The organism is Neorhizobium sp. LjRoot104, from assembly GCF_964253725.1.
In the GTDB taxonomy this organism is placed as follows: Bacteria; Pseudomonadota; Alphaproteobacteria; order Rhizobiales; family Rhizobiaceae; genus Neorhizobium.
On record NZ_CAXURS020000002.1, the window covers coordinates 231,530 to 250,704 of the forward strand.

Annotated in this window: 16 protein-coding genes and 1 pseudogene; 9 read left to right on the top strand and 8 right to left on the bottom strand. The window is 57.8% G+C overall.

Translation table 11 applies throughout. The annotated features are described in order from the left end of the window. Positions 1 to 20 precede the first annotated feature (20 nt). The 4 genes from ACSQ8R_RS23165 (at position 21) to ACSQ8R_RS23180 (ending at position 7,936) form a co-directional block, all read left to right on the top strand. A complete protein-coding gene (locus ACSQ8R_RS23165; RefSeq protein WP_436255734.1) occupies positions 21 to 3,674 on the top strand; it encodes a FecR domain-containing protein in 3,654 nt (1,217 codons plus the stop codon). Continuing rightward, on the top strand, positions 3,674 to 5,641 hold the full coding sequence (locus tag ACSQ8R_RS23170) for a CHASE2 domain-containing protein (protein WP_436255735.1): 1,968 nt from the start codon (positions 3,674 to 3,676) through the stop codon (positions 5,639 to 5,641). Before ACSQ8R_RS23165 ends, ACSQ8R_RS23170 begins: the two co-directional genes overlap by 1 nt. A 1,643-nt stretch (positions 5,642 to 7,284) precedes the next feature. After that, positions 7,285 to 7,650 carry a hypothetical protein gene (locus tag ACSQ8R_RS23175; protein WP_436255736.1) on the top strand — a complete coding sequence of 122 codons (366 nt, stop codon included), beginning with the start codon at positions 7,285 to 7,287 and terminating at the stop codon, positions 7,648 to 7,650. A gap of 139 nt (positions 7,651 to 7,789) precedes the next feature. Beyond that, positions 7,790 to 7,936, top strand: a complete 147-nt coding sequence (locus ACSQ8R_RS23180; protein WP_436257256.1) for a hypothetical protein — start codon at positions 7,790 to 7,792, stop codon at positions 7,934 to 7,936. A 12-nt stretch (positions 7,937 to 7,948) separates the two neighbouring features. On the opposite strand, the gene ACSQ8R_RS23185 is transcribed toward ACSQ8R_RS23180, so the two are convergent. The 3 genes from ACSQ8R_RS23185 to ACSQ8R_RS23195 form a co-directional block, all read right to left on the bottom strand. Further along, positions 7,949 to 8,206, bottom strand: a complete 258-nt coding sequence (locus tag ACSQ8R_RS23185) for a hypothetical protein (RefSeq protein WP_436255737.1) — start codon at positions 8,204 to 8,206, stop codon at positions 7,949 to 7,951. 149 nt (positions 8,207 to 8,355) lie between these two features. Beyond that, on the bottom strand, positions 8,356 to 8,670 hold the full coding sequence (locus ACSQ8R_RS23190; RefSeq protein WP_436255738.1) for an ArsR/SmtB family transcription factor: 315 nt from the start codon (positions 8,668 to 8,670) through the stop codon (positions 8,356 to 8,358). Positions 8,671 to 10,126: 1,456 nt separating this feature from the next. Beyond that, a complete protein-coding gene (locus ACSQ8R_RS23195; protein ID WP_436255739.1) occupies positions 10,127 to 10,327 on the bottom strand; it encodes a hypothetical protein in 201 nt (66 codons plus the stop codon). A gap of 737 nt (positions 10,328 to 11,064) precedes the next feature. On the opposite strand from ACSQ8R_RS23195, the gene ACSQ8R_RS23200 reads away from it, so the two are divergent. Continuing rightward, entirely contained in the window at positions 11,065 to 12,117 is a 1,053-nt protein-coding gene (locus ACSQ8R_RS23200; RefSeq protein WP_436255740.1) for a PAS domain-containing protein, read from the top strand. A 506-nt stretch (positions 12,118 to 12,623) separates the two neighbouring features. Here the strand turns inward: ACSQ8R_RS23200 and ACSQ8R_RS23205 are convergent. Beyond that, positions 12,624 to 12,917 (bottom strand): hypothetical protein, encoded by a 294-nt coding sequence (locus ACSQ8R_RS23205; protein ID WP_436255741.1) that lies wholly within the window; start codon positions 12,915 to 12,917, stop codon positions 12,624 to 12,626. Between the two features lie 9 nt (positions 12,918 to 12,926). After that, entirely contained in the window at positions 12,927 to 13,391 is a 465-nt protein-coding gene (locus ACSQ8R_RS23210) for a hypothetical protein (RefSeq protein WP_436255742.1), read from the bottom strand. A gap of 376 nt (positions 13,392 to 13,767) precedes the next feature. On the opposite strand from ACSQ8R_RS23210, the gene ACSQ8R_RS23215 reads away from it, so the two are divergent. The 3 genes from ACSQ8R_RS23215 (at position 13,768) to ACSQ8R_RS23225 (ending at position 16,003) form a co-directional block, all read left to right on the top strand. After that, a complete protein-coding gene (locus ACSQ8R_RS23215; RefSeq protein ID WP_436255743.1) occupies positions 13,768 to 14,679 on the top strand; it encodes an NAD(P)/FAD-dependent oxidoreductase in 912 nt (303 codons plus the stop codon). A 479-nt stretch (positions 14,680 to 15,158) separates the two neighbouring features. Beyond that, on the top strand, positions 15,159 to 15,629 hold the full coding sequence (locus tag ACSQ8R_RS23220) for an Hsp20 family protein (protein WP_436255744.1): 471 nt from the start codon (positions 15,159 to 15,161) through the stop codon (positions 15,627 to 15,629). A 74-nt stretch (positions 15,630 to 15,703) separates the two neighbouring features. Then, a complete protein-coding gene (locus tag ACSQ8R_RS23225; protein ID WP_436255745.1) occupies positions 15,704 to 16,003 on the top strand; it encodes a DUF982 domain-containing protein in 300 nt (99 codons plus the stop codon). 254 nt (positions 16,004 to 16,257) lie between these two features. On the opposite strand, the pseudogene ACSQ8R_RS23230 reads toward ACSQ8R_RS23225, so the two are convergent. Both ACSQ8R_RS23230 and ACSQ8R_RS23235 read right to left on the bottom strand, forming a co-directional pair. Next, a pseudogene (locus ACSQ8R_RS23230) lies at positions 16,258 to 16,380 on the bottom strand (DDE-type integrase/transposase/recombinase); the annotation flags it as partial. Positions 16,381 to 16,642: 262 nt separating this feature from the next. Further along, on the bottom strand, positions 16,643 to 17,197 hold the full coding sequence (locus ACSQ8R_RS23235; protein ID WP_436255746.1) for a methyltransferase family protein: 555 nt from the start codon (positions 17,195 to 17,197) through the stop codon (positions 16,643 to 16,645). A gap of 219 nt (positions 17,198 to 17,416) precedes the next feature. Here ACSQ8R_RS23235 and ACSQ8R_RS23240 point away from each other — a divergent pair, with 219 nt between their 5' ends. Continuing rightward, positions 17,417 to 18,292, top strand: coding sequence for an alpha/beta fold hydrolase (locus tag ACSQ8R_RS23240; RefSeq protein WP_436255747.1), 876 nt, complete (start codon positions 17,417 to 17,419; stop codon positions 18,290 to 18,292). Between the two features lie 28 nt (positions 18,293 to 18,320). Here the strand turns inward: ACSQ8R_RS23240 and ACSQ8R_RS23245 are convergent, their stop codons facing one another. Beyond that, a complete protein-coding gene (locus ACSQ8R_RS23245) occupies positions 18,321 to 18,467 on the bottom strand; it encodes a hypothetical protein (protein WP_436255748.1) in 147 nt (48 codons plus the stop codon). Between the last annotated feature and the right edge of the window lie 708 nt (positions 18,468 to 19,175).

Consider the following 19,175-nt stretch of genomic DNA (forward strand, 5'->3'; position numbering starts at 1 on the left):
TTTGTAAGCAGTGGTCAGGCATGGTGGGCGGGATCAATCGATTTTATCTTGCAGCTGTTGCGCTGCCTATACTTGCCGGCGGGGTAAGCTTGCCGGCGGCTGCGGAGCCCGTGCAGCGATCGGGGCAAGCAGCGGGAGCTGTGATCGCGCGCAAATCAGGCGAAGAGGTCCGCTTCATCGACGTGTCCAGCTGGCAGTTCGTTGACCTGAAGCAAGATCTCGTCAGCGGGGACGTGCTGCGGACCAATGCTACTGGTCAGCTGGCGATCCTCTTTTCGGACAGGACGCAGGTCCGACTGGGCCGAAATTCCTCGCTTGTCGTCAAGCAGATCACCGCCAGCACGAGCGCCGACACCGTGCTGGAGCTTCAATCTGGCACCATCTGGGCTCGTGCGGAACGGGGCGGGCCCGGTGTGCAGGTTCAAACGCCAGCGGCAACGACCGCGATCCGCGGCACCGACTGGACGATGACAGTCAAGGGCGACCAGACCTCGCTCAATGTTCTCGAAGGCATTGTGCAGTTTAGCAATCCCCAGGGCAGTGTCGAGGTGCGTCAAGGCGAAGGGGCGGTCGCCTCGATCGGCCAAGCGCCGCGCAAGATCGTCATTGTCGATTCCGACGATCGCGAGCAGATGCTGTTCTTCCTACCGCCGCGCGAGGCATTTGAGCGGATGCCTCCCTCGGGTCAGCCCGTCGCCGAGATGCGCCGCAATGCCGATCGCATCACGGCCATCCCCGCCGAGCGCCGCAATACCGAAGACTGGGTTGCGCTTGCGGAAGCCCAGCTTTCGCTCGAAGGACGCCAGCGGGCGCGGCAGACCCTTGCGACAATCAAGGGGCGGCGGCTTTCCGCCTCGCAGCAGGCGCGCGTGACCCTGATCGAGGCGGTCCTTGCCGCAAGCGAGACCCGTTACGCGGAAGCTGCCAAGCTGTTCGAGAAGGCGCAGCGCGGGCTCGACCCCAAACGGCGGGGCATCGCGCTTTATGGTGGCTATTATGCCCGGGGCCTGGCCGATCCCAACCGGGTCGAGTCGCTGCCGCCACTGGTGGGTGGATCCGACGGCGCATTCCTGCGCGCCTATGCACTCGGCTTCCTGCAGGACCTGAAGGCCGCCATAGAAGTGCTGCAGGAGGCGGAGCGCCTATATCCGGAAGACCCGGAGCTTCCGGCCTATCGCGGCTGGCTCGCGGTTCTTTTGAACGATCGCGCACAGGCTGAAGAGGCGCTTAACCGATCGCTTTCGATCGATCCCGCCGAGCCCACCGCGCTGGAGGCTCGCTCGCATTTCCGCGCCGGCTTCAAGGGCGATTATCAAGGCGCGCTCGCTGACCTCGAGGCGGCCATCAAGGTTGCACCCGGAGCGCCGACGACGTGGAACGCGATTGGCAACATACAGTCGGCGCGCAATGCCAGCCGCGAGGCCGAGGCGGCATTCAAGAAAGCGATCGAACTCGATCCGCAAGATCCTTTGGCTCATTCCAACCTCGCGATTTTTTATCTCGACATGGGTCGCATCGAGGATGCCAAGCGCGAGATCGATACGGCGCTTGCCATCGATCCTGGTTTTGACATCACGCTTGTGGCGCGGGGACGCTACTATCTGCAGACAGGGGAACTGGACAAGGCCGTCGATGACCTGCTTGCGGCAAGCGTCGCCAATCCGGCCTATTCGCAGGCGCAATTGTTGCTGGCGGCCGGGCATTATGAAAAGGGCGACCGGATCCCAGCCGAACAGGCGACCGATAATGCAGAACAGCTCGACGACAATGATCCGGTGATTTCCGCGCTTCGCACCGCGGTGGCGATCGACAATTACGATTCGGAAGGTGCCATCCGCAACGCGCAGGAATATCTGCGCCGCTCGAAGGCTCGCGGCGGCGATTTTACCTCGCTCGGCGCCAACCAACAGGCGGGATCGACGCTCAACAATGCATTCCGTCTCCAGGGCCTGAATGCCTGGGGCGAATATTACAGCGACGCTGCCTTCGATCCGTTCGCCGGCACCGCCTATATCGACCAGAGCCTCCGTGGCAGCGCCAACCCGTTCGTCAACAACTACTTTTACGGCGACAACGCCATCAATAATACCCCGAACGGACAGGCCTTCTCGTCATTCCTGCAGGGCCTGATGCTCGAGCCGCATGTGATTTCCGGCCGTTCGCGCTCCGCCAACATCATCCGGCGGCCGTTCTTCGAAGGCTCGATCGGCGGAGGGATCGCTATGGCCGGCGGCGAGCTCGGATATATCGGGGAAGGAGAGGTCCAGGGCTACAGCAATCTGCCGTTCCCGATCAGCTTCTACGGTAACCTGCAGTGGCAGAGGGTGCCTGACAGCCGGGATTTCGATGCACTGACCGATCTCGATACCGAGAACAAGCCGATCAGCGGTACGGGTTATCTGACGGCAAGCCCGACGCCTTACGATCGTTTTGTGCTGTACTTCGGTCAAGGCCGCACCGATTTCAGTCGGGATTTCGAAAGTGACGTGGGTGGCGGGTTAACGGTGTTCAACAATGTGGATGTTTCCACGAAAGCGACCAATGCAGGCGTTGGTTGGAGCCATACATTCGGCTTTCAGAACACTCTGAATGCCGCCCTGCTCTTCAATGAGACCGACAGCGAGAACCGAGAATACCAGGAATTCCGTTTTGGCGGGCCTTTTGCGGCGACGCTGACCACCAATGAGGTGGGCCAGAGGGCATACATTGCCGCCATCAATCACAGCATAGGCTCGGGAGATTTCACTTGGCGTTACGGCATCGAGGGCGGATGGATCGATGCCCGGCAATCCCAAGGCTTTGAAGTCGTTATCCCGCCGCCTCCCGTCTCAGTCACCGCTTCCGCCTCGGATCGCAGCACCGTTGGCCGGGCATATATCGACCTGCTGCACGAGATCAGCCCTGACCTGAAGGCGGAATACGCTCTATTCGGCACATACATCGAGAATAGCGCCCTGAATGAATTCAGACTGGATCCTCGTATCGGAGGTGCGTGGTCTCCTTTCCAAGATCAGTGGTTGAGGGCAGGCTTTATGCGGAACAGCCTTGATCAGGCAACTCCGACGCTTTCTCCCGTGGGAGTGGTTGGATTGCAACAAAATCAGATTGCAGTGAACCCCGGCGGTTACGTGGATACCTATGCCTCGCGTTGGGATGCGGAATGGACATCGAATTTCTTCACAGCGGTGGAATTCCAGCACCAGGAGGTTCGCAATGCGAGCATTTCGATACCCCTGCAGGCGGCGACCGCCGATATCGATCAAGGCACAATCGATCGCACCAGCTTGAACGCCAACTTTCTGCTCGGCCATGGCTTTGGACTGTCATCGACCATCGCCTATTCCGACACAGATGATGGAAGCGACCTTCCGATTGCCGGCGGACAGCTACCTTACATTCCCGAATTGGCAGGGCAGGTTGCGCTCACGTGGGTGAACGAAGCCAATGTCAAGGCAACCATAGCCGCAAACTATGTTGGTGAGCGCGTCAATGAGGCCGGGACCAAACTTGATGACTTCTGGACGCTTGATGCCAGCCTCACGTGGGAGCCGTTTGACAAGCTGTTTGAACTTGAGCTCGCAGCCTATAATCTTCTGGACGAAGATATCCAGTTGAACGGCAATACGCCCGGTTGGGGCCGATCCTTTCGCGGCACGCTCAAAGTTCGCTTCTGATGACCGGCCGGCGCGTTTTTTCCTTCTCCACGAGGCGGTTCTTCTCGTCGCGCGGCACGCAAGTCGTCATCCTGGCGGGATTCTTCTTTGGGGCGACGGCGCTCGTCATGCGGTTGCCGGGCTGGCCGCTGATCGATTACCGGGCCTTCGACTATCTTACGACCATCGGAGCCGCGCCCCTCGCCAAGGACGGGCCGATCATCGTGGCGATCGACGAGCCATCGCTGGCCGAGATCAATGTGCAGTGGCCCTGGCCGCGAAGTCTCCATGCCGGGCTGATCTCGAAGCTTCGCGCATCCGGCGCCAAGGTGATTGGCATCGACATCATCTTTTCCGAACCATCGACATCGGCCGAGGACGAGGCGCTCGCCGCGGTTCTAGGGCCGGATGTGGTATTGGCGGGCGCCGAGACGCTGGTGACTTCGGACCAGGCCGACCAGTTCATCCGCGTCATGCCGCTGCAGATGTTTTCCGACAGACTGGCGCTCACCGGCATCGCGTCCGTCAGCCTGCACCGCGACGGCGTGCTGCGCGAAATGCCTGGTTATGACGACGGTTTTGCCGCCATGATCGCAACTGCCGCAGGTATCGAGGCAGAATTGCCCCAGCCGGGAAGTCTCATTCAAGTACTCGGTGGCCCTCGCACCTATCCGACCGTGTCTTATTACCAGGCCCTCGATCCGGAAAGCTTCCTGCCACCCGATATTTTCAAGGACCGTATAGTGATTATCGGTCTAAGCCTGCAAAACGCGCCTTCGATCGAAAGAGGCGGAGCGGACGCCTATCCGACTTCTTCTACGGTGCATACGGGTAAACTCTTGGCCGGTGCCGAGGTCCAGGCGACCATATTCGACAATCTACGGCTCAAGAGAGCCATTACCGAAGCCGGCGGGTCAATAACGCAGTTCCTGCTGCTGGTCGCCGTTCTCGCGGCGGCGGTGCTCGTTTGGCGGGGCACCGGCTGGCGCACCATGGTAGTCTGTGCGGCGGCAATAGCGATACTGTTTGTTGGCAGTTATATCATGCTGCGTTTCGGCCGCATTTTCTTGTCGCCTATGGCGTCGTCGCTTGCCTTTGCCGGCATCGCCGCAGCGCAGGCAACGCTCGATTATGCCGAGGAGCGGAAGAACCGCCGGCAGATCACGCGAGCCTTCTCGCAATATCTTGCTCCTGCCCTAGTCGATCAACTCGCCCGCGATCCATCCAAGCTGAAGCTTGGCGGTGAGAAGCGCGAGCTTTCCATCCTGTTCTGCGACGTTCGCGGCTTTACGACGATCGCCGAGCAACTCAAGGAAGACCCGCACCAACTGACCGTGCTGATCAACAGGCTGTTGACGCCGCTCTCCGAGATAGTTCTTTCCCACAGCGGCACGATCGACAAATATATCGGCGACTGCCTGATGGCGTTCTGGAATGCGCCGCTGGATGATCCGGCTCATGCAATCCATGCCGTATCCGCCGCGCTTGATATGCTCGACTCGATGGAGGCCCTGAACGACACACTGAAGGCGGAGGCGCGGGCCACGGGACGGACCCATTATCCGCTGGAGATCGGAATTGGAATCAATACCGGCGAATGCGTGGTCGGAAACATGGGCTCGGCGAGCCGTTTCGATTATTCGGCGCTTGGAGACCCCGTCAATCTCGCGGCCAGGCTCGAGGGTGCCTCCAAGGCATACGGTGTCCCTTTGCTCCTGGGCGCGCGGACAACGCAGGCCATAGCCCCCTATCTTGCGGTCTTTGAACTCGACCGGATCACGGTCAAAGGCAAACGGGAAGAGGTTCCGGTTTCCACCGCTTTTCGCGAAAGCGCGGAGCGGGTACGAAAGACGCACGACGAATTCCTTGCGGCGCGTTACCGCGGCGATATCGCGACTCAACGGGCGTTGGCACCCATCCTCATCCATGATGTGCCGGCACTATCGGCGTATTACGGACAGGCGCTGCAGCCGCCTGCCGAATCCTGATTTTATCTCTATATCGAGCGAAATCACCCCGAAGCCGACGTCCGGTCGCTGGCTCTGATTGCCTGGCAACTTCGGCGGGGATGGCCTCTTCGTGCGCGACAAGAAGTTTCTGATAGATACCTGGATTGCAGTCCGACGCATCTTAATGCTCATGGAAGATATAGCTCATCGAGGTCCCTCAAGCATGAATTCAGTTTACCTGTACTCGAGTAAAGAAGCGACGCGCCCTAGTGCCTTTCGTCCAGGCGGCAACGGCTGATTGCCTCAACGACAAACCATACCGGTACTGCAGCTACGATGCCGCCCGCCGCCATAGCCGACAGCACTTTGATGAGATTGGTTCGCCGTGCGCGGCAGTCGTGCCATTCGTATACCATTGCTCGATCCCTCACCCCTGGCCTACCAAGAGTGAAACACTGTGGGCAGGAGGGTCGAGTGCATCTTTGCAAGGTTGATTAGAAGATCCAAAAATAAATGATGAGCGAAACTGAAAGCAGCGTAGTCGAGGTGCTGCGCTTCCGATCCTTTGCTTCCATCAACCGATCAATATCTCGCTCGCAAGCCATGCGATTCGAATTCCCCTGATTTCGAAACGTCCATTCGTCATCCCTCTTTGAGTGACGCGTAATTTAGAGGCGTCACGATGAGACTCGCAGTCGATCGGCTCCGGTGTGCTGATGCGCGCCTTGCCGAACCTCTAGAAACAACGGTGGCCAAGCAAGGGCCTGCACCGGTCCGCCGTGACGCAGACCCTCAACCCGACGCGATACCACAGGTTCAAAAAAAGAGAGGGCTCGCCCGTTTTTCCCGTTCGAGCCCTCAACAGTCTCTTGGCGAGGAGATCAATTGCACAACTTTTGAGATAGTGCATCACCCGAACAGATGAGATCGATTGGTCTAGACTGCTTTTGTACCTGACCGAGTTCAGCGGTTTCAATGGCGCGGCCATGCCGCTGGATGGCCGCGCGGTATGACATGCAAGAGGCCTGGCACACTCGTGTGATCCGCCGTGCCAGGCCTCCTGCCGGGCCAAGGGGGATCGGTCGCGACGGGGGGATTTTTCTCCGCTGATCTGGATGGTTCCACGTCCGTTAGCGGACGTACCTAACCAGTCGTAAATATCCACAGCACCCGTATCAAAACGGGACAATCCCAGGAATCACCATGAGCGTCATCACTGCCGCGCAGCTGGAAACGCGCTCAAGGCGGCGCTGCTCGGGTGCTGGCGTTCGTAGGTCGCCATCCCTTCCGACGCTGATTGACCTCATACACCAGCATGTCACGCGCTTTCGTGACACCTTCATTTTGGTTGAGAGCTTTCGGCTTGCAGGTGGCAATATATAAGCCGAAGTATCAACTTGAACTACGAAACGCATCACCGATAATTAATGGCTGACATCGATTGTTACCCCCGCAATCCTGTCTTGAAGCGGAATCGGTTTCCCAAGGAGCCGGTTCCGTTTCCGGTTTTAGCCCATAAGCGCTAAGCCCCTTGTGGTACTGGAAGCCGCTTGAAGTGGATGTATACTGGACATGCTAAATTCGCTGAGAAGAGTCGGATTTAGTATCAAGGCCCGCGCAACGGGGGTTAGCGCGGGCTTTTTGCGTCAAGATTGCCATTCACGCCCCCGGAGGCTTGAACTATGCCCGGCGCTATCGAAACCAGACGCTTTGACACTCCCGACCAACTCTTGGATATGAAAGACCGTGGTCATATCTCCGTAGTTAAAATGACCGACGGGACTGCGGGAATGCACGCAATATTCGAACCGGGCTGGACATGGGAAGCTGATGAGAAGCCGCTGCTTGGCGGGCCTGATTCTTGCCCCATGCACCACACCGGATATTGCTTCAGCGGAAAACTTATCGTCCGTATGGTCGATACGGGCAACGAGACCAGGATTGGAGCAGGCGATTTCTTCGTTATTCCTCCGGGTCATGACGGCTACGTCGAAGGGTCCGATCGGGTTGAACTCGTTTTATTCGCTCCGCCCGAACATCAGCACTGACATCTATGGCCCAAGCAAATGGAGGTAGGTCCGCTAGACGGCAGGAAGAGCCTGCCGCTGTCGATGAAGCGCTTTTGTATGGGTGGCCTCTTGACTACGGTAGGCGTTAGACCGTGCCAAGCGAGCCTGCTCGGGCGCCCTGCAAGGCGAGGGAAGTGCTGACGACGCCCGAATTGCATTCCTCGCCGCCGCCGATGAAGCAGATGTTAGCGTTCGCGAATGGCAACGAAATATCCCGGCTGGCAAAAGTGTCGGCATGCGGTTCGGGAAGGGAAGGCGGGTCTAAGTAGGGGGTATGCTATAAGCTTGCAGACGGCTTTTTCTCGTTTTCCATAAGAGAGCCATCAACCACGTAGCTCTGCTCGATCAGAACGATCGCGTCGCGCATTTTCACGACCTGTTTCTCGATTTGTTCCTCAGATAGAGGGGGCTCTCGATTTTCCAGTTCACGGACCATTCTGTCTCGCGCACGGCTGTAGACACTTGCCCGAGCTGACGCCGACTGGTCCGGCAGATTTTCAACCATGGCTCGAAGGAGTGGTAAAAACGCGTTCATATGCCCTCATGAAAAGGACTCGACAGCCGACGAGCCAGATCGCCGGAACCGTCAGAGCGTCCGGGGAGAGCGGAATTAGGGCTGCAGTTTCGATCGGCAAGTGCGTCGAAAGGCGTAACCATCACCCCCTGAAATCGCAGGTTCCGCGCCTAATTGCGGCGACGCCGCTTGCCTTGAAGATGGGCGATGGGGTGGAGGGTGTTTAGGATTTTTCCGACAGCCTCTTCGCGACAAAAATACATCACCGTCTGGCGGTCTCGCCGCGTTTCGACAAGCTTCGCATTTCGAAGTTTCTTAAGGTGCTGAGACAGTGCTGACTGCTTGAGGCCTACGGCGGCAGCAAGGGAGCTTACGTCCCATTCTTTCTCAGTAATCAGTTCGAGGACGCGAAAACGGGCAGGATGAGCCAAAAGCTGCAGCAGGGCTGAAGCCTTTTCCGGATTAAACTTGAAGTCTCTCGTCATATGCCCCCGCACGATAAGTCGAAGCGCCGGTTTACGGTCCGATATCAGGTAGCCTTCCTTGTATGAGACTGCGAAGGATTCGCCAATCCATCAGGCGACGACGACTGGCTTATATTTTATGTCTTTCTAATGTTGTTAGGAAATATCGAGCAACGGCAATCGAACAAAGTAAGAAATATACTCCCGAAATAACGTTGAAGAGCATTTACGACTGTGGGGCTGTATATGATACGTGGAGCAGAACGGCTCTCTGAAACAATAGCGGACTAAAACATCCCGTACGTCCAACTATAAGATTGCGTAGATTTACCCTCGTAGGTTTCGGGTGCTCCTTCGTTAAGGAGTCCCACCTATCGTTTTTCCCGAAGATTGTGTTTGGAAGCACAACTCGGAGGAAATATGTACATAGTGTCAGTTTTGAATGAGGGCGTTGAGCGCATTCACCGAAGCCGTACTGTGACGCTCACTTCCGAGCACGTTCTCCTCGTTGTCGATGGGGAACCCCGGACCTATCCCATCCAAGACCTGATCGACATCGTTCATCACGACGGGGCGCGGCTTTCGGAGATAATGCGTGATGCTGAGGATAGGCTCCGGACTCGAAACTGACCCGTTAGATTGCCGGGTCAGTACCGCAGGTCGAAGTAAACCGCAGGGGGCGTAACATCGCCGTGCTCGATACCTCCAGAAAAGTCGATCCGGCTTAGAAGATACCGGATCGACAGTTAGGAGACCGCATCTCCAGGGAGGAACCACGTCAAATTACATCACTGCGGCAAGTCCCTGAAGGCGCATCTGCGCCCCCAACCTGCTTTTGCAAGTACTGCGGCAAGTTGGCAACAGCCTGCCCATCCTGCCGCCGCACCGACATTAATGCGGGTGTTGCAAATTATCCTAGTGGTCGAGGGGATTCAGCATCGACTTGAGTTGGTCTGGCTGCTTGATCCCGAACAGATACCAATTCACCAAGTCTGCCGCGATCTTTTCCGCTTCCGGATGACTTATTGAGATGTTCCTTGCGAGGCATACCTCTTCAAGCAGGCGGCGCAGAAGCGACAAATCCTCTGGTTCAAGAGAGTCATTCGACGAAAAATACATGCCCCGCACCCCGATGACCCCAAAATCCTAATCAACCGGGTTGAAAAGCAAACCTGCAATTTTTCATCTAAGAATTTTTTGAAATCGGTATCGCTGGTGTCACCAGTCGCTTTGGATCAAGTCCGCCAGTTCCTCATCCATGGGTGGCTCGTTGTCATTCGCCACATCGAGTTCGAGCCGCGCCAAGACCGTTCATCCTCAGTGATGTCGCCCGAGTCGGCGCGGCGTCAATGACAGGTTCCCCGGTCGCAATCACATCTAGCATGCCTGATAGAACACCAGATTGGTTCGAGCCGCTTCGTAAAGCTCCATTTCCCAATCCTTTAGGTTGTTCACCGGGCGCTTTCGCATCGCTCGCTCACTCGTATTTTGGTCTCCAGCCGCGAACGTATCCAACGCTCATGGTCTGCTCCACAACGGCAGGCTCGTCGCGAAGGTTGCGGCGTTGGCCCAAGAGCGTTGCCAATGCCTTTAAAGCGTCTCCGCCGTGATAGGCGAGCACTTCGTCAAGCTCGGCGCGTGCCTGCTCCTTCTCCGATTCCTTTTGAGCTGCTGACATGACTTCTCCCTCGCGCCGAAGCGCTCTCACCTTTACAAAATACATGATTTTCGGAGTGCCGTGAGGCGTTGTGTTCGCTTTACGTTCTCATTTTGCGGTGATAGAGTCAAGCGCGAGCCCGCTACGCCGGAAGGAGTAGGTGGTTAGTCCCAATGGATGACTGTTGTCCCAAAACGATACAGCTATGAATCGCCAAAGGGACGACGGGAAACGCGACGGAGGAGAAAATGCCGAGGTCGGTCGAGGTATTCGAAATAGACGACAAGACTGTCGTTCGGATCATCGCTGATGATCATGTCAGCGAGCGGAAGTTTGACCACGCGGATTACGCTTGGTCGTGGGCAGAAGGGCAGCGCATTCGGCTTGGACTGCCGATGCCGTCCCAACCGTATGAGGAAAAGCGCACCGGCACTTGAGAACGCTCAAGGCGAGTCCGGCGGGATTTTTTTAAGCCGGATCGCCAAGTCTCTCCGAACCAACCGACCACGTCCGGCTTCGGCTAAGTCTGGCGATTTTGCCATTTACCCGCCTTTGCGCCGATGGTTATGAGGACGAGGCAACCGATGGACAGGTTGGCGACCGAAACTGAAACCATCGGCCGTTCCTCGTGATCGTGAATCCGGTGAAAAACGCGAGATAGAGTCGATAACATCACACTTCCTGCGCCAAAACACGGTCTTGGGCGAAACATTTGTCTGGCTTCGACGTTTGGCAATCCAAGCGTTAGAAGGTGAGCCGTGACTGAAGCCAAGCCGTCGGACATTCATGGGGACAAGCCGGCCGCGGCCTCGACGCAGGGCATGGTCGATCACAAGGAACTCGCGACCTTCGCGTTTCAGCGAACGCGGATGCCGCTCGTGGTTGATGACGCGCGGCAGCCCGACTACCCGATTGTCCTTGCAAACGACGCGTTCCTCGACCTTACCGGTTATTCTGCGGAGGAACTGCTGGGACGAAACTGCCGGCTTCTGCAGGGGGAAAGTACCTCCAAGGAGGCGGTCGCCGAAATTCGAGCCATCGTCAGCGCGATGCGTGAGGGCACCGTCGAAATACTCAATTACCGGAAGGATGGTAGTGCCTTCTGGAATCAGCTGCATCTCAGCCCGATCCGTGACGACGACGGTCGTCTTGCCTATTATTTCGCCTCCCAGATCGACGTCACCGAATATCGAAAGGTTCAGACGCTTGAAGAGGCGGAGCACCGGTTACTCCTGGAGGTGGACCACCGGACAAAGAACGTCCTTGCTATCGTCGATAGCATTGTACGCCTAACCCGCTCCGACAATGCCGCAACCTATGCCGCGTCTGTGCAGCAGCGCGTTCAAGCGCTTGCTAGAATGCACATGCTCCTTGCGGAGAACGGCTGGCAGGAGGCCTCGCTTCGCGACATCATACGCCTCCAGGTCGGCATCTACGGCGTTAGAAACGTAGAGATTGGCGGGCCGTCCATCATGGTCCCTTCGCCATCCGTCCAGCCGCTTGGTCTTGCGATGCACGAGCTTGCCGCAAACGCCGCGGTTCATGGAGCGCTCTCGCGTCCCGACGGCAGCCTGACGATTACCTGGCGGCGAGAAGACAATAGCGAGCTGATCATCGAGTGGCGCGAGCAGGGCGGCAGAGCGAACGACGCGGCGCCGCGCAAGGGCTTTGGTACTGTTTTGCTCAGTGCCGTGCTCGAGAAACAGCTTGGCGGGCGGATAACGCGCGAATGGCAAGATCAAGGCTTGCGCATCGTTGTCAACTTGCCGTCGCTGAACCGTGTCGGCGCCGGCCTCAAATCCAAACCATGAAGCCCTGACCGGCGTCACCCCCACCGGAGATCGGGCGTTGAATTTCAACGATCGAATTTCAGCGAACTGAGTGAACCCGAGCGCCAGGCTGTTCTCGAGCGGCTTGCAGTTATGCTGGAGCGAACAGCTAGATGGGCAGGATGTGATTTTTGGGCCTGATCAGGCGGTGATATGCGAGGGGTCGGTCCCCGACTGGCCGCGGCTGTTTGACTTCAGCTTTCCCATCGCACCCCTGATCCGGCCTCGGCCCTGCCCGTCAGCCCCCGCGGCTGGCCGACGGTGATGTCAAGGTTTTCGGCGTTCGATTAAATCTGTTCTTTTGACCCTCGCTTAATGAATTGCTCCTGGTCAGCGTAAAAAATGTACAAACACGCCCCGCCGTTCGACGCCTGCGTAACTTTCGTGGCGGCGGTCTCCAGTGAGCTGGCAGGACAACGTTGGTGATGTCGAAGTTCCGGCGAGAACCCCGAGCGCCTATATTAGAAGCTGCGCGCCTATCGGCTGTTTTAAAGCCGCTCGATTGGCGTTGCTCGGAAGACGATCTCGTCCTGCTCGAACGCCGCTTCCAACTCTTGCCGACAACGACGCCACCATTCACGATCGATTTCATCGACCATGACTTCGACCACGATTATCTGGTCTGTCTTGGTTACTTCACCATCTTTCCAGAGGCCTTCGGCGGGCGCGTTCGCGTGAAACGTCACGCCCCCGAACTTCTCCGCAAGCTGCTTGCGGATGTTCCCATAAGCTGATCCCATGTTCCGGCTAACCGGAAGCAGGATTTCGACGAGAGCAGCCACGGCCGCGCCTCACCGAACGGCGCCGAACAAGAACCCGGCCAGCATCGCCAAGGCAACTGCTCTCACCGGCTGAGCCGAGATGCGTGCACGAGCATCTTCGAGCATACCTTCGCTCTTTGCGCGCAAAATCCGAACCGACGCCGATCCGATTTCGGCGACGCTTTCGCTCAGCCTGTTTACCTCGGCCCTGAGGGCGGCCAGCTCTTCGTCCGGTGTCACACTCGCCGCGATATCCGTGTGCTCTCGAATGTTCGCCAGCGCGATATCGACCAAAGGAGCCTCAATTGCGGCCTCCTTATCGGCCGAGGGCGGTACTGTAGTCCCTGCGGGAATCGATGTCACCGTGGAGGAGACTGGATCAGACGCTGGAAAAGTCCCTTCGAGGCCGGCTTCCAATGCATCGGAATTTTGGGCCTGCTGCCCAGCTCGCTCTTTCTCCAATGCAACGACCGCTGGGGATTTTGACGTATTCATTCGTTCCTCCTGGCTCGGTGTCATGGCGACCGATTTTGTGGCGCTCGCCGGATGAACACCCTCGAGGCGCCGTAGTTCCGCAAACATACCGAGAGATTACGGCTCCACCGAATTTGTATCTCGCCCTAACTTCCGAGCTTCGCTACGAGGATAAGCGCCGACAGCAGAAGCAGGCGGTGTCTCCGCTGCGAACCACCTTCCAGAGCTGCGGAAGCGCGGCAGACTGAACAGACGGAGGCAAGATATCCAACGATGAGCCCTGTATTCAAAATTGCGGTCGCCCGACTGTCGTTCGTGGGGATCGGGAACTATCGCTACCGGCCGTTGTTCCAAAAGCTTGCGCGGCCTAACGCGATGACTGATAATGGACGATGGAATGACCCTGGCGAAAAATGACTGCATCATCGTCGGAGGTGGACCGGCGGGACTGACGGCTGCGCTTTATCTGGCCCGCTATCATCTGTCTGTGGCGGTTTTCGACGACGGAACCAGCCGGGCGGCCAGCATCCCCGTTTCTCATAACCATGCCGGCTTTCCCGGTGGCATCAACGGCGCCGAGCTGCTCGCCCGGATGCGCGCTCAAGCCACCATGTACGGCGCGGAGATCCACGATCAACGCGTGACGGCATTGCGCAGGGCAGAAAAAGATTTCGTCGTTTCCTTCGCCGATGGTGACGTGTCGGCTCGAGCGGTTCTGATCGCCACAGGTGTCGTGAACCGCATGCCGTCGATGCCAAAGGGCAAGCACGACGAGGCACTGAAACGAGGGCTTATCCGCTACTGCCCGGTTTGCGACGGTTTCGAAGTGACGGACAAGCGCGTGGCGATTATCGGGCACGGCTCGAAAGCGTTCATGGAAGCATTGTTTCTCAGAAGTTATAGCCGCAATATTACTATGCTATCGCCCTCCGGCGAACATCAACTCAACGCAGGCGAGCAGGCGCGGTTGCAGGAACTGGGCATCCTGGTGAAGGTTGGGCCATTTGAAATCGATGTCGAAGACGCGATCGTGATCCGCACGGGCAGGGGCACGCTCCAGTTCGACTCCATCTACCCAGCCTTGGGATCGGACGTCAGATCTGAGCTCGCCTCAGGGGTGGGTGCTACGGTGTCGGAGGAAGGATGCATTTGCGTCGACAGTCACCAACGCACGAACGTGCCGGGCCTATATGCCGCTGGAGACGTGGTGATTGGCCTGGATCAGATCAGCCATGCGATGGGACAGGCCAGCGTCGCGGCAACGACGATCCGGAATGATCTATGCGATTTGTCAGCATTGATCCGCTGAGATGGACGATCGACGGGTAGAGATCAATTGCGATGCGGCACCGCATTGATGCAAAGCCGGGACGTTCTTGCCACATCCAGGAGGGCGTCGAACATGTGTTGAAAGAAAGTCCGATCTTTCGAGAAGGAAATCTCAATGACCGCGCATGTCACCATTATAAAGGCAGCCTCGAGGAAAGGATGCTAGCGCCTGCTCATCGACGCCATCACCGACTGCGCGATCTGGCGCGGCTCAAAAAAACCATTTTGTCAGGAGCAGCTAAACAACGCCTTGGCATCGGATAATGCTTCGGTTTCCGAGCTCGATTGAGGGGCGTCGGCAGAGGAAAAAGGGCCAGGAATTTTTTCTGGCGACACTCTTGAATCCGAAATTGTCAAAAACCAAATCGATTGACGCCAGCCGCTGATGATAGGGCTGGCCTTGCTGGAGGCGTCGCTTCGGCGCTTCCGTACCCATGTTGCTTCAAGGAGGATATGGCTATGGCAACATCTTATGACTACGCACCTCTCTTCCGTTCGAGCGTCGGCTTCGACCGGGTCTTCAATCTTCTGGAAAATGCCCAGCGGGCCCGCTCGATCAGCGACTGGCCGCCCTATGACATCGTCAAGACCGGCGATGACGGCTACCGGATCTCGATCGCGGTGGCGGGCTTCACGCAGGACGATCTTGACATCACCTTTCAGTCAAACCTACTAACCGTCACCGGCAAAAAGCAGGAAACGTCTGCCGAGGGCTACCTGCATCGGGGCATCGCCGGCCGTCCGTTCGAACACCGGTTCGAGCTTGCCGACCATGTCAGGGTGAACGGAGCGGATCTGAGCAACGGTCTCCTCTCGATCGATCTCGTCCGTGAAATCCCGGAAGCACTGAAACCGCGAAAAATTACCATCGAAAGCGCCCCGGCCTTGACGTCTCCTCCGGCGCAGATCGAGGATCGCAAGGCCGCTTGATTTGGTCGTTTTTGCGGAAGCGGGCGCCGTTGGGGCGGCGCCCATCAACACGACGGGTTGGGAAGGAGAGAGCGTTGAAACCCGATATGTTCAAACACCCTGTTTCCATTCTTGTCGGCCTCGGCTTTCCGGCAGAGGTTCGCGGCGTAATGGACGCCTACCGGCATCTCGTTGAATGGCCGGCGTCACAGAGGGATTGCGCGCACTCGGTCGCCCTCAAGGCATGCAGTGCCGCGCTGCGCGGTGAGATCGAAGCCGAGACCGCGCGCGGCCTGTTTGCCGCCTTCGCCGAGAAACATGATCTTCTGGCGCCGGAAGCCGATGTGATCGCCGCCTTACGCCGGCAGCGCGACCGAGACCCGCACGTGCGATGATCAGCAGCCAGTTGGTGCGCTTGCCGCCGTCGCGGTCATTGCCCATCCGCACGAGGACGAAGCTGCCATGCAGCCGCTCGGGAGATGTCAGGTTAACTTGGGAGACAGTCTCTTCAGGGACGCCCATCTTGATCAGACCGCTGCGCCGGCGATGGTCTTCCAATGTGCCATCGCTGCAAGGCGATGCAGGTGAAGGTCGATAGCTGAGCGCTTGAAGCGTGGGGCGACGAGGAGGTTGCGGATCGCGGAGCGACGCGGACGAAGCGTTGCAACGCTCCCGGCGAACGGAACCGCTGCATGACCCGCTCCCGTTTTCGCAGCGGGAGGTGCGAGTTCTCGGCGCGATTGTTTAATCTCTTGTGCGAGCGGTGCTCGACGGTTGGCATCTTGGGCAGACAACCTCGGTTCTTCATCACGAGCGGGATCCGAGGTCGAGGCGGTTCCCGGTCCGCTTTTCGCGACACCGATGGAAAGAACGTAAAAAGCCGCGCCCAGATTCGGACGCGGCCTTTTGGGAGCCATGGCGCGGTCAGCCTCCGCGCCATTTTTCCTGTGTCGATTAACGGAACAGCGCGCCACGCTTGACCCAAGGCCTCGTCCCGTACCGCGTGCCGGAGGTACGCCACGGCTGGAGGCAGACTATCGCTGATCAAACCGTGGTGTCAGGAAGCCCGTCTTGCGCCGATAGTCTTCATATTCGGATGCCAGCGGTGATAGAGAGAATTTCCTCTCCTCATTGCGGGCTGCAATCACATAGACAATCGTAAAAAATAAGACCGGCAGGATCGACCATATCGACCAAGACGCCAGGGCCCAGCCGCACCAGAACAACAGGTAGGACGTGTAAAACGGATGCCGCAGGTATCTGTAGGGGCCGTCGGTGACAAGACTATCTGGGTATTCGGGGTCGAACGCAAAGCGCAACCTGGCCTTTCTCGACGCCGACACCGCCCACCAAAATAAGCCCGCCGCCCCGAGTTCAAATCCCAGTCCCACTATCTGTACCCATCGGATCTGTGCTCCAGACCAGACCAGATACAGGAAAAACGCTGTCGTGACGATGACCACCACCGAGATCAGCTTTGCTCCGTTTTCCATCTTCGGGGAGTTGAAATGGCCGCGCAGCGACCACGCATAGAACCCGACGATAGTCAGGCTGGCAATCGAAATGATCAAGTCGAGAAGAATGTGCATCTTGATGCCCACCATTTTAAGGTTGGTTACAATTGCTGCTGCCGACAGACCTAGCCCGTATTCATCGCCAAGGCAAATGATCGATGTATGACACACGATTGCATCGAAATGCTTCGTACCGACGCAACCTTGTTTATGTCCGGTTTACGATGATCATGCACCAGCCCTAGACATTGTTGTGCAAGTCTTGAAGCTGTGCTTTTTCGGGATCCGCAGCTTATGGCCGTATTTGACCGTACAATCGACACCCGCCACGGGCCCGTGTGTATCAGCGACACAATGACTGGGGCCGCGCCGCTGGTTATGATACACGGCTCCGGCAGCTCCAAGCACGTGTTTGAAAGGCAATTGCAAAGCCATCTGTCCCGGAACTGGCGGCTGATTGCGATCGATCTTCCGGGGCACGGCGAATCGAGCGACGCCCGAGATCCGCAATCAACCTACACCGTCACCGGTCTTGCGGACTGCATAGGTGAGGTGGCCGCCCGCTTGGGCCTTCACCGCTTCCCGGTATTCGGATGGTCACTTGGCGGCCATGTCGCGGTTGAGATGGCGGGCAGCGGCAAGGACATTTCCGGCCTCATGTTATGCGGGACGCCGCCCGTCCCAAATGGTCTCGTCGGGATGCTGCGGGGTTTTAGCCCATCATTCGATATTCTTCTTGCATCAAAACAGAACTTTACTTCCCGCGACGTCGATCGGTTTCAGTCTCTCTGCTTCGGAGGCACGACCAATTCGTCTTTTCGAGACGCGATCGCACGCTCTGACGGAAGGTTGCGAGCCGTTTTCTCGCGCGCAATGCTGAGGGGGCAGGGGATCGATCAGCGCCGCACGGTCGAACAGGCGGACATACCCATTGCCTTCGTGAACGGCTCGCGGGATCCTTTTGTCAAACTCAGTTATCTGTCGGGCTTGAACATCCAGTTGCTCTTCGAGGGCAAAGCTCATGTGATGGAGGGTGTTGGTCACGCGCCTTTCTGGGAAAATCCGGAAAGCTTCAACTCGCTGCTCGAGCGGTTCTTGCAGGCCGTCGCCGTCCATGACGCCAAGATCGCGCCAGCGGACATGAAAGGGGGGCGGACTCAGCACTGGTAATAAGATTGTTCAGTTCGGCGGAGGTGGATTAAAGCCCTGGTGAAGTGTCATTGCGATCAGGATCTACGGCCGTCGTTCGTTTGGCCGCAACTGGAATCGCTGCGATCAGCTTGGCCAATTCAGCCTGCGATGGGGTTCCTGTTTTGCCGAAGTAACGGCTGACATGCGTCTTCACCGTGTTTGGAGAAACTCCAAGAACCCGCGCGATTGAGAAAGGTTCATCCCGGTCCCAGTCATTGCTGCGACCCTCGTTTCGGCTTTAGTGAGCTCAAAAATGTTCTGCAGTTGCCGGGCTTGCAGGCGGGTTTTTCTTTCCGGTTCGACAACTTGGATAAGGATACGGCGTCCCCGTCAACCGCCTCCCAAGTGGAGCACGGCCCCGGGGCAAGCGGGATTACGACCAATGAGTAAGCCGTCAGGCATGACGGCCTAGGGATCGGCAATGCGCCCTCGAAAAGGGCGTCTCCACCCTGAACTCCGTTAAGCGCCTGCAACGCCCCCTTGAGCTGAATTTGCGGTGTGGGTGAGCTCGAAGAGCCCGACGCAGGCCGCGTGTGATCACTACGTCGGGCAGCGGCGGGTGGATAGGAGAGTATCCACCAACGCGACGCGTGGCCGGTATGCCTTCCCGCGTGGATGAGGACAAGCTAATTAACTGTGACGGATTAGCGCATCGTGCGGTGAGGGGGTCGCGAGAGCGCGTTCGTGGGGCGACGAACGATCTATTGAGGGACGGGGGTCTTGCCCTCGCGACAGGGGAAAAACCGCGAACAGCACAAATAGTTCCACATCCGAGACTAAGAGCGCGAAATTTCTAGACCGCTCGAGTACGGAAAGACGCCAAGTCTGAAGCGAATGCTTCATCCATCATTGCTCTAACACA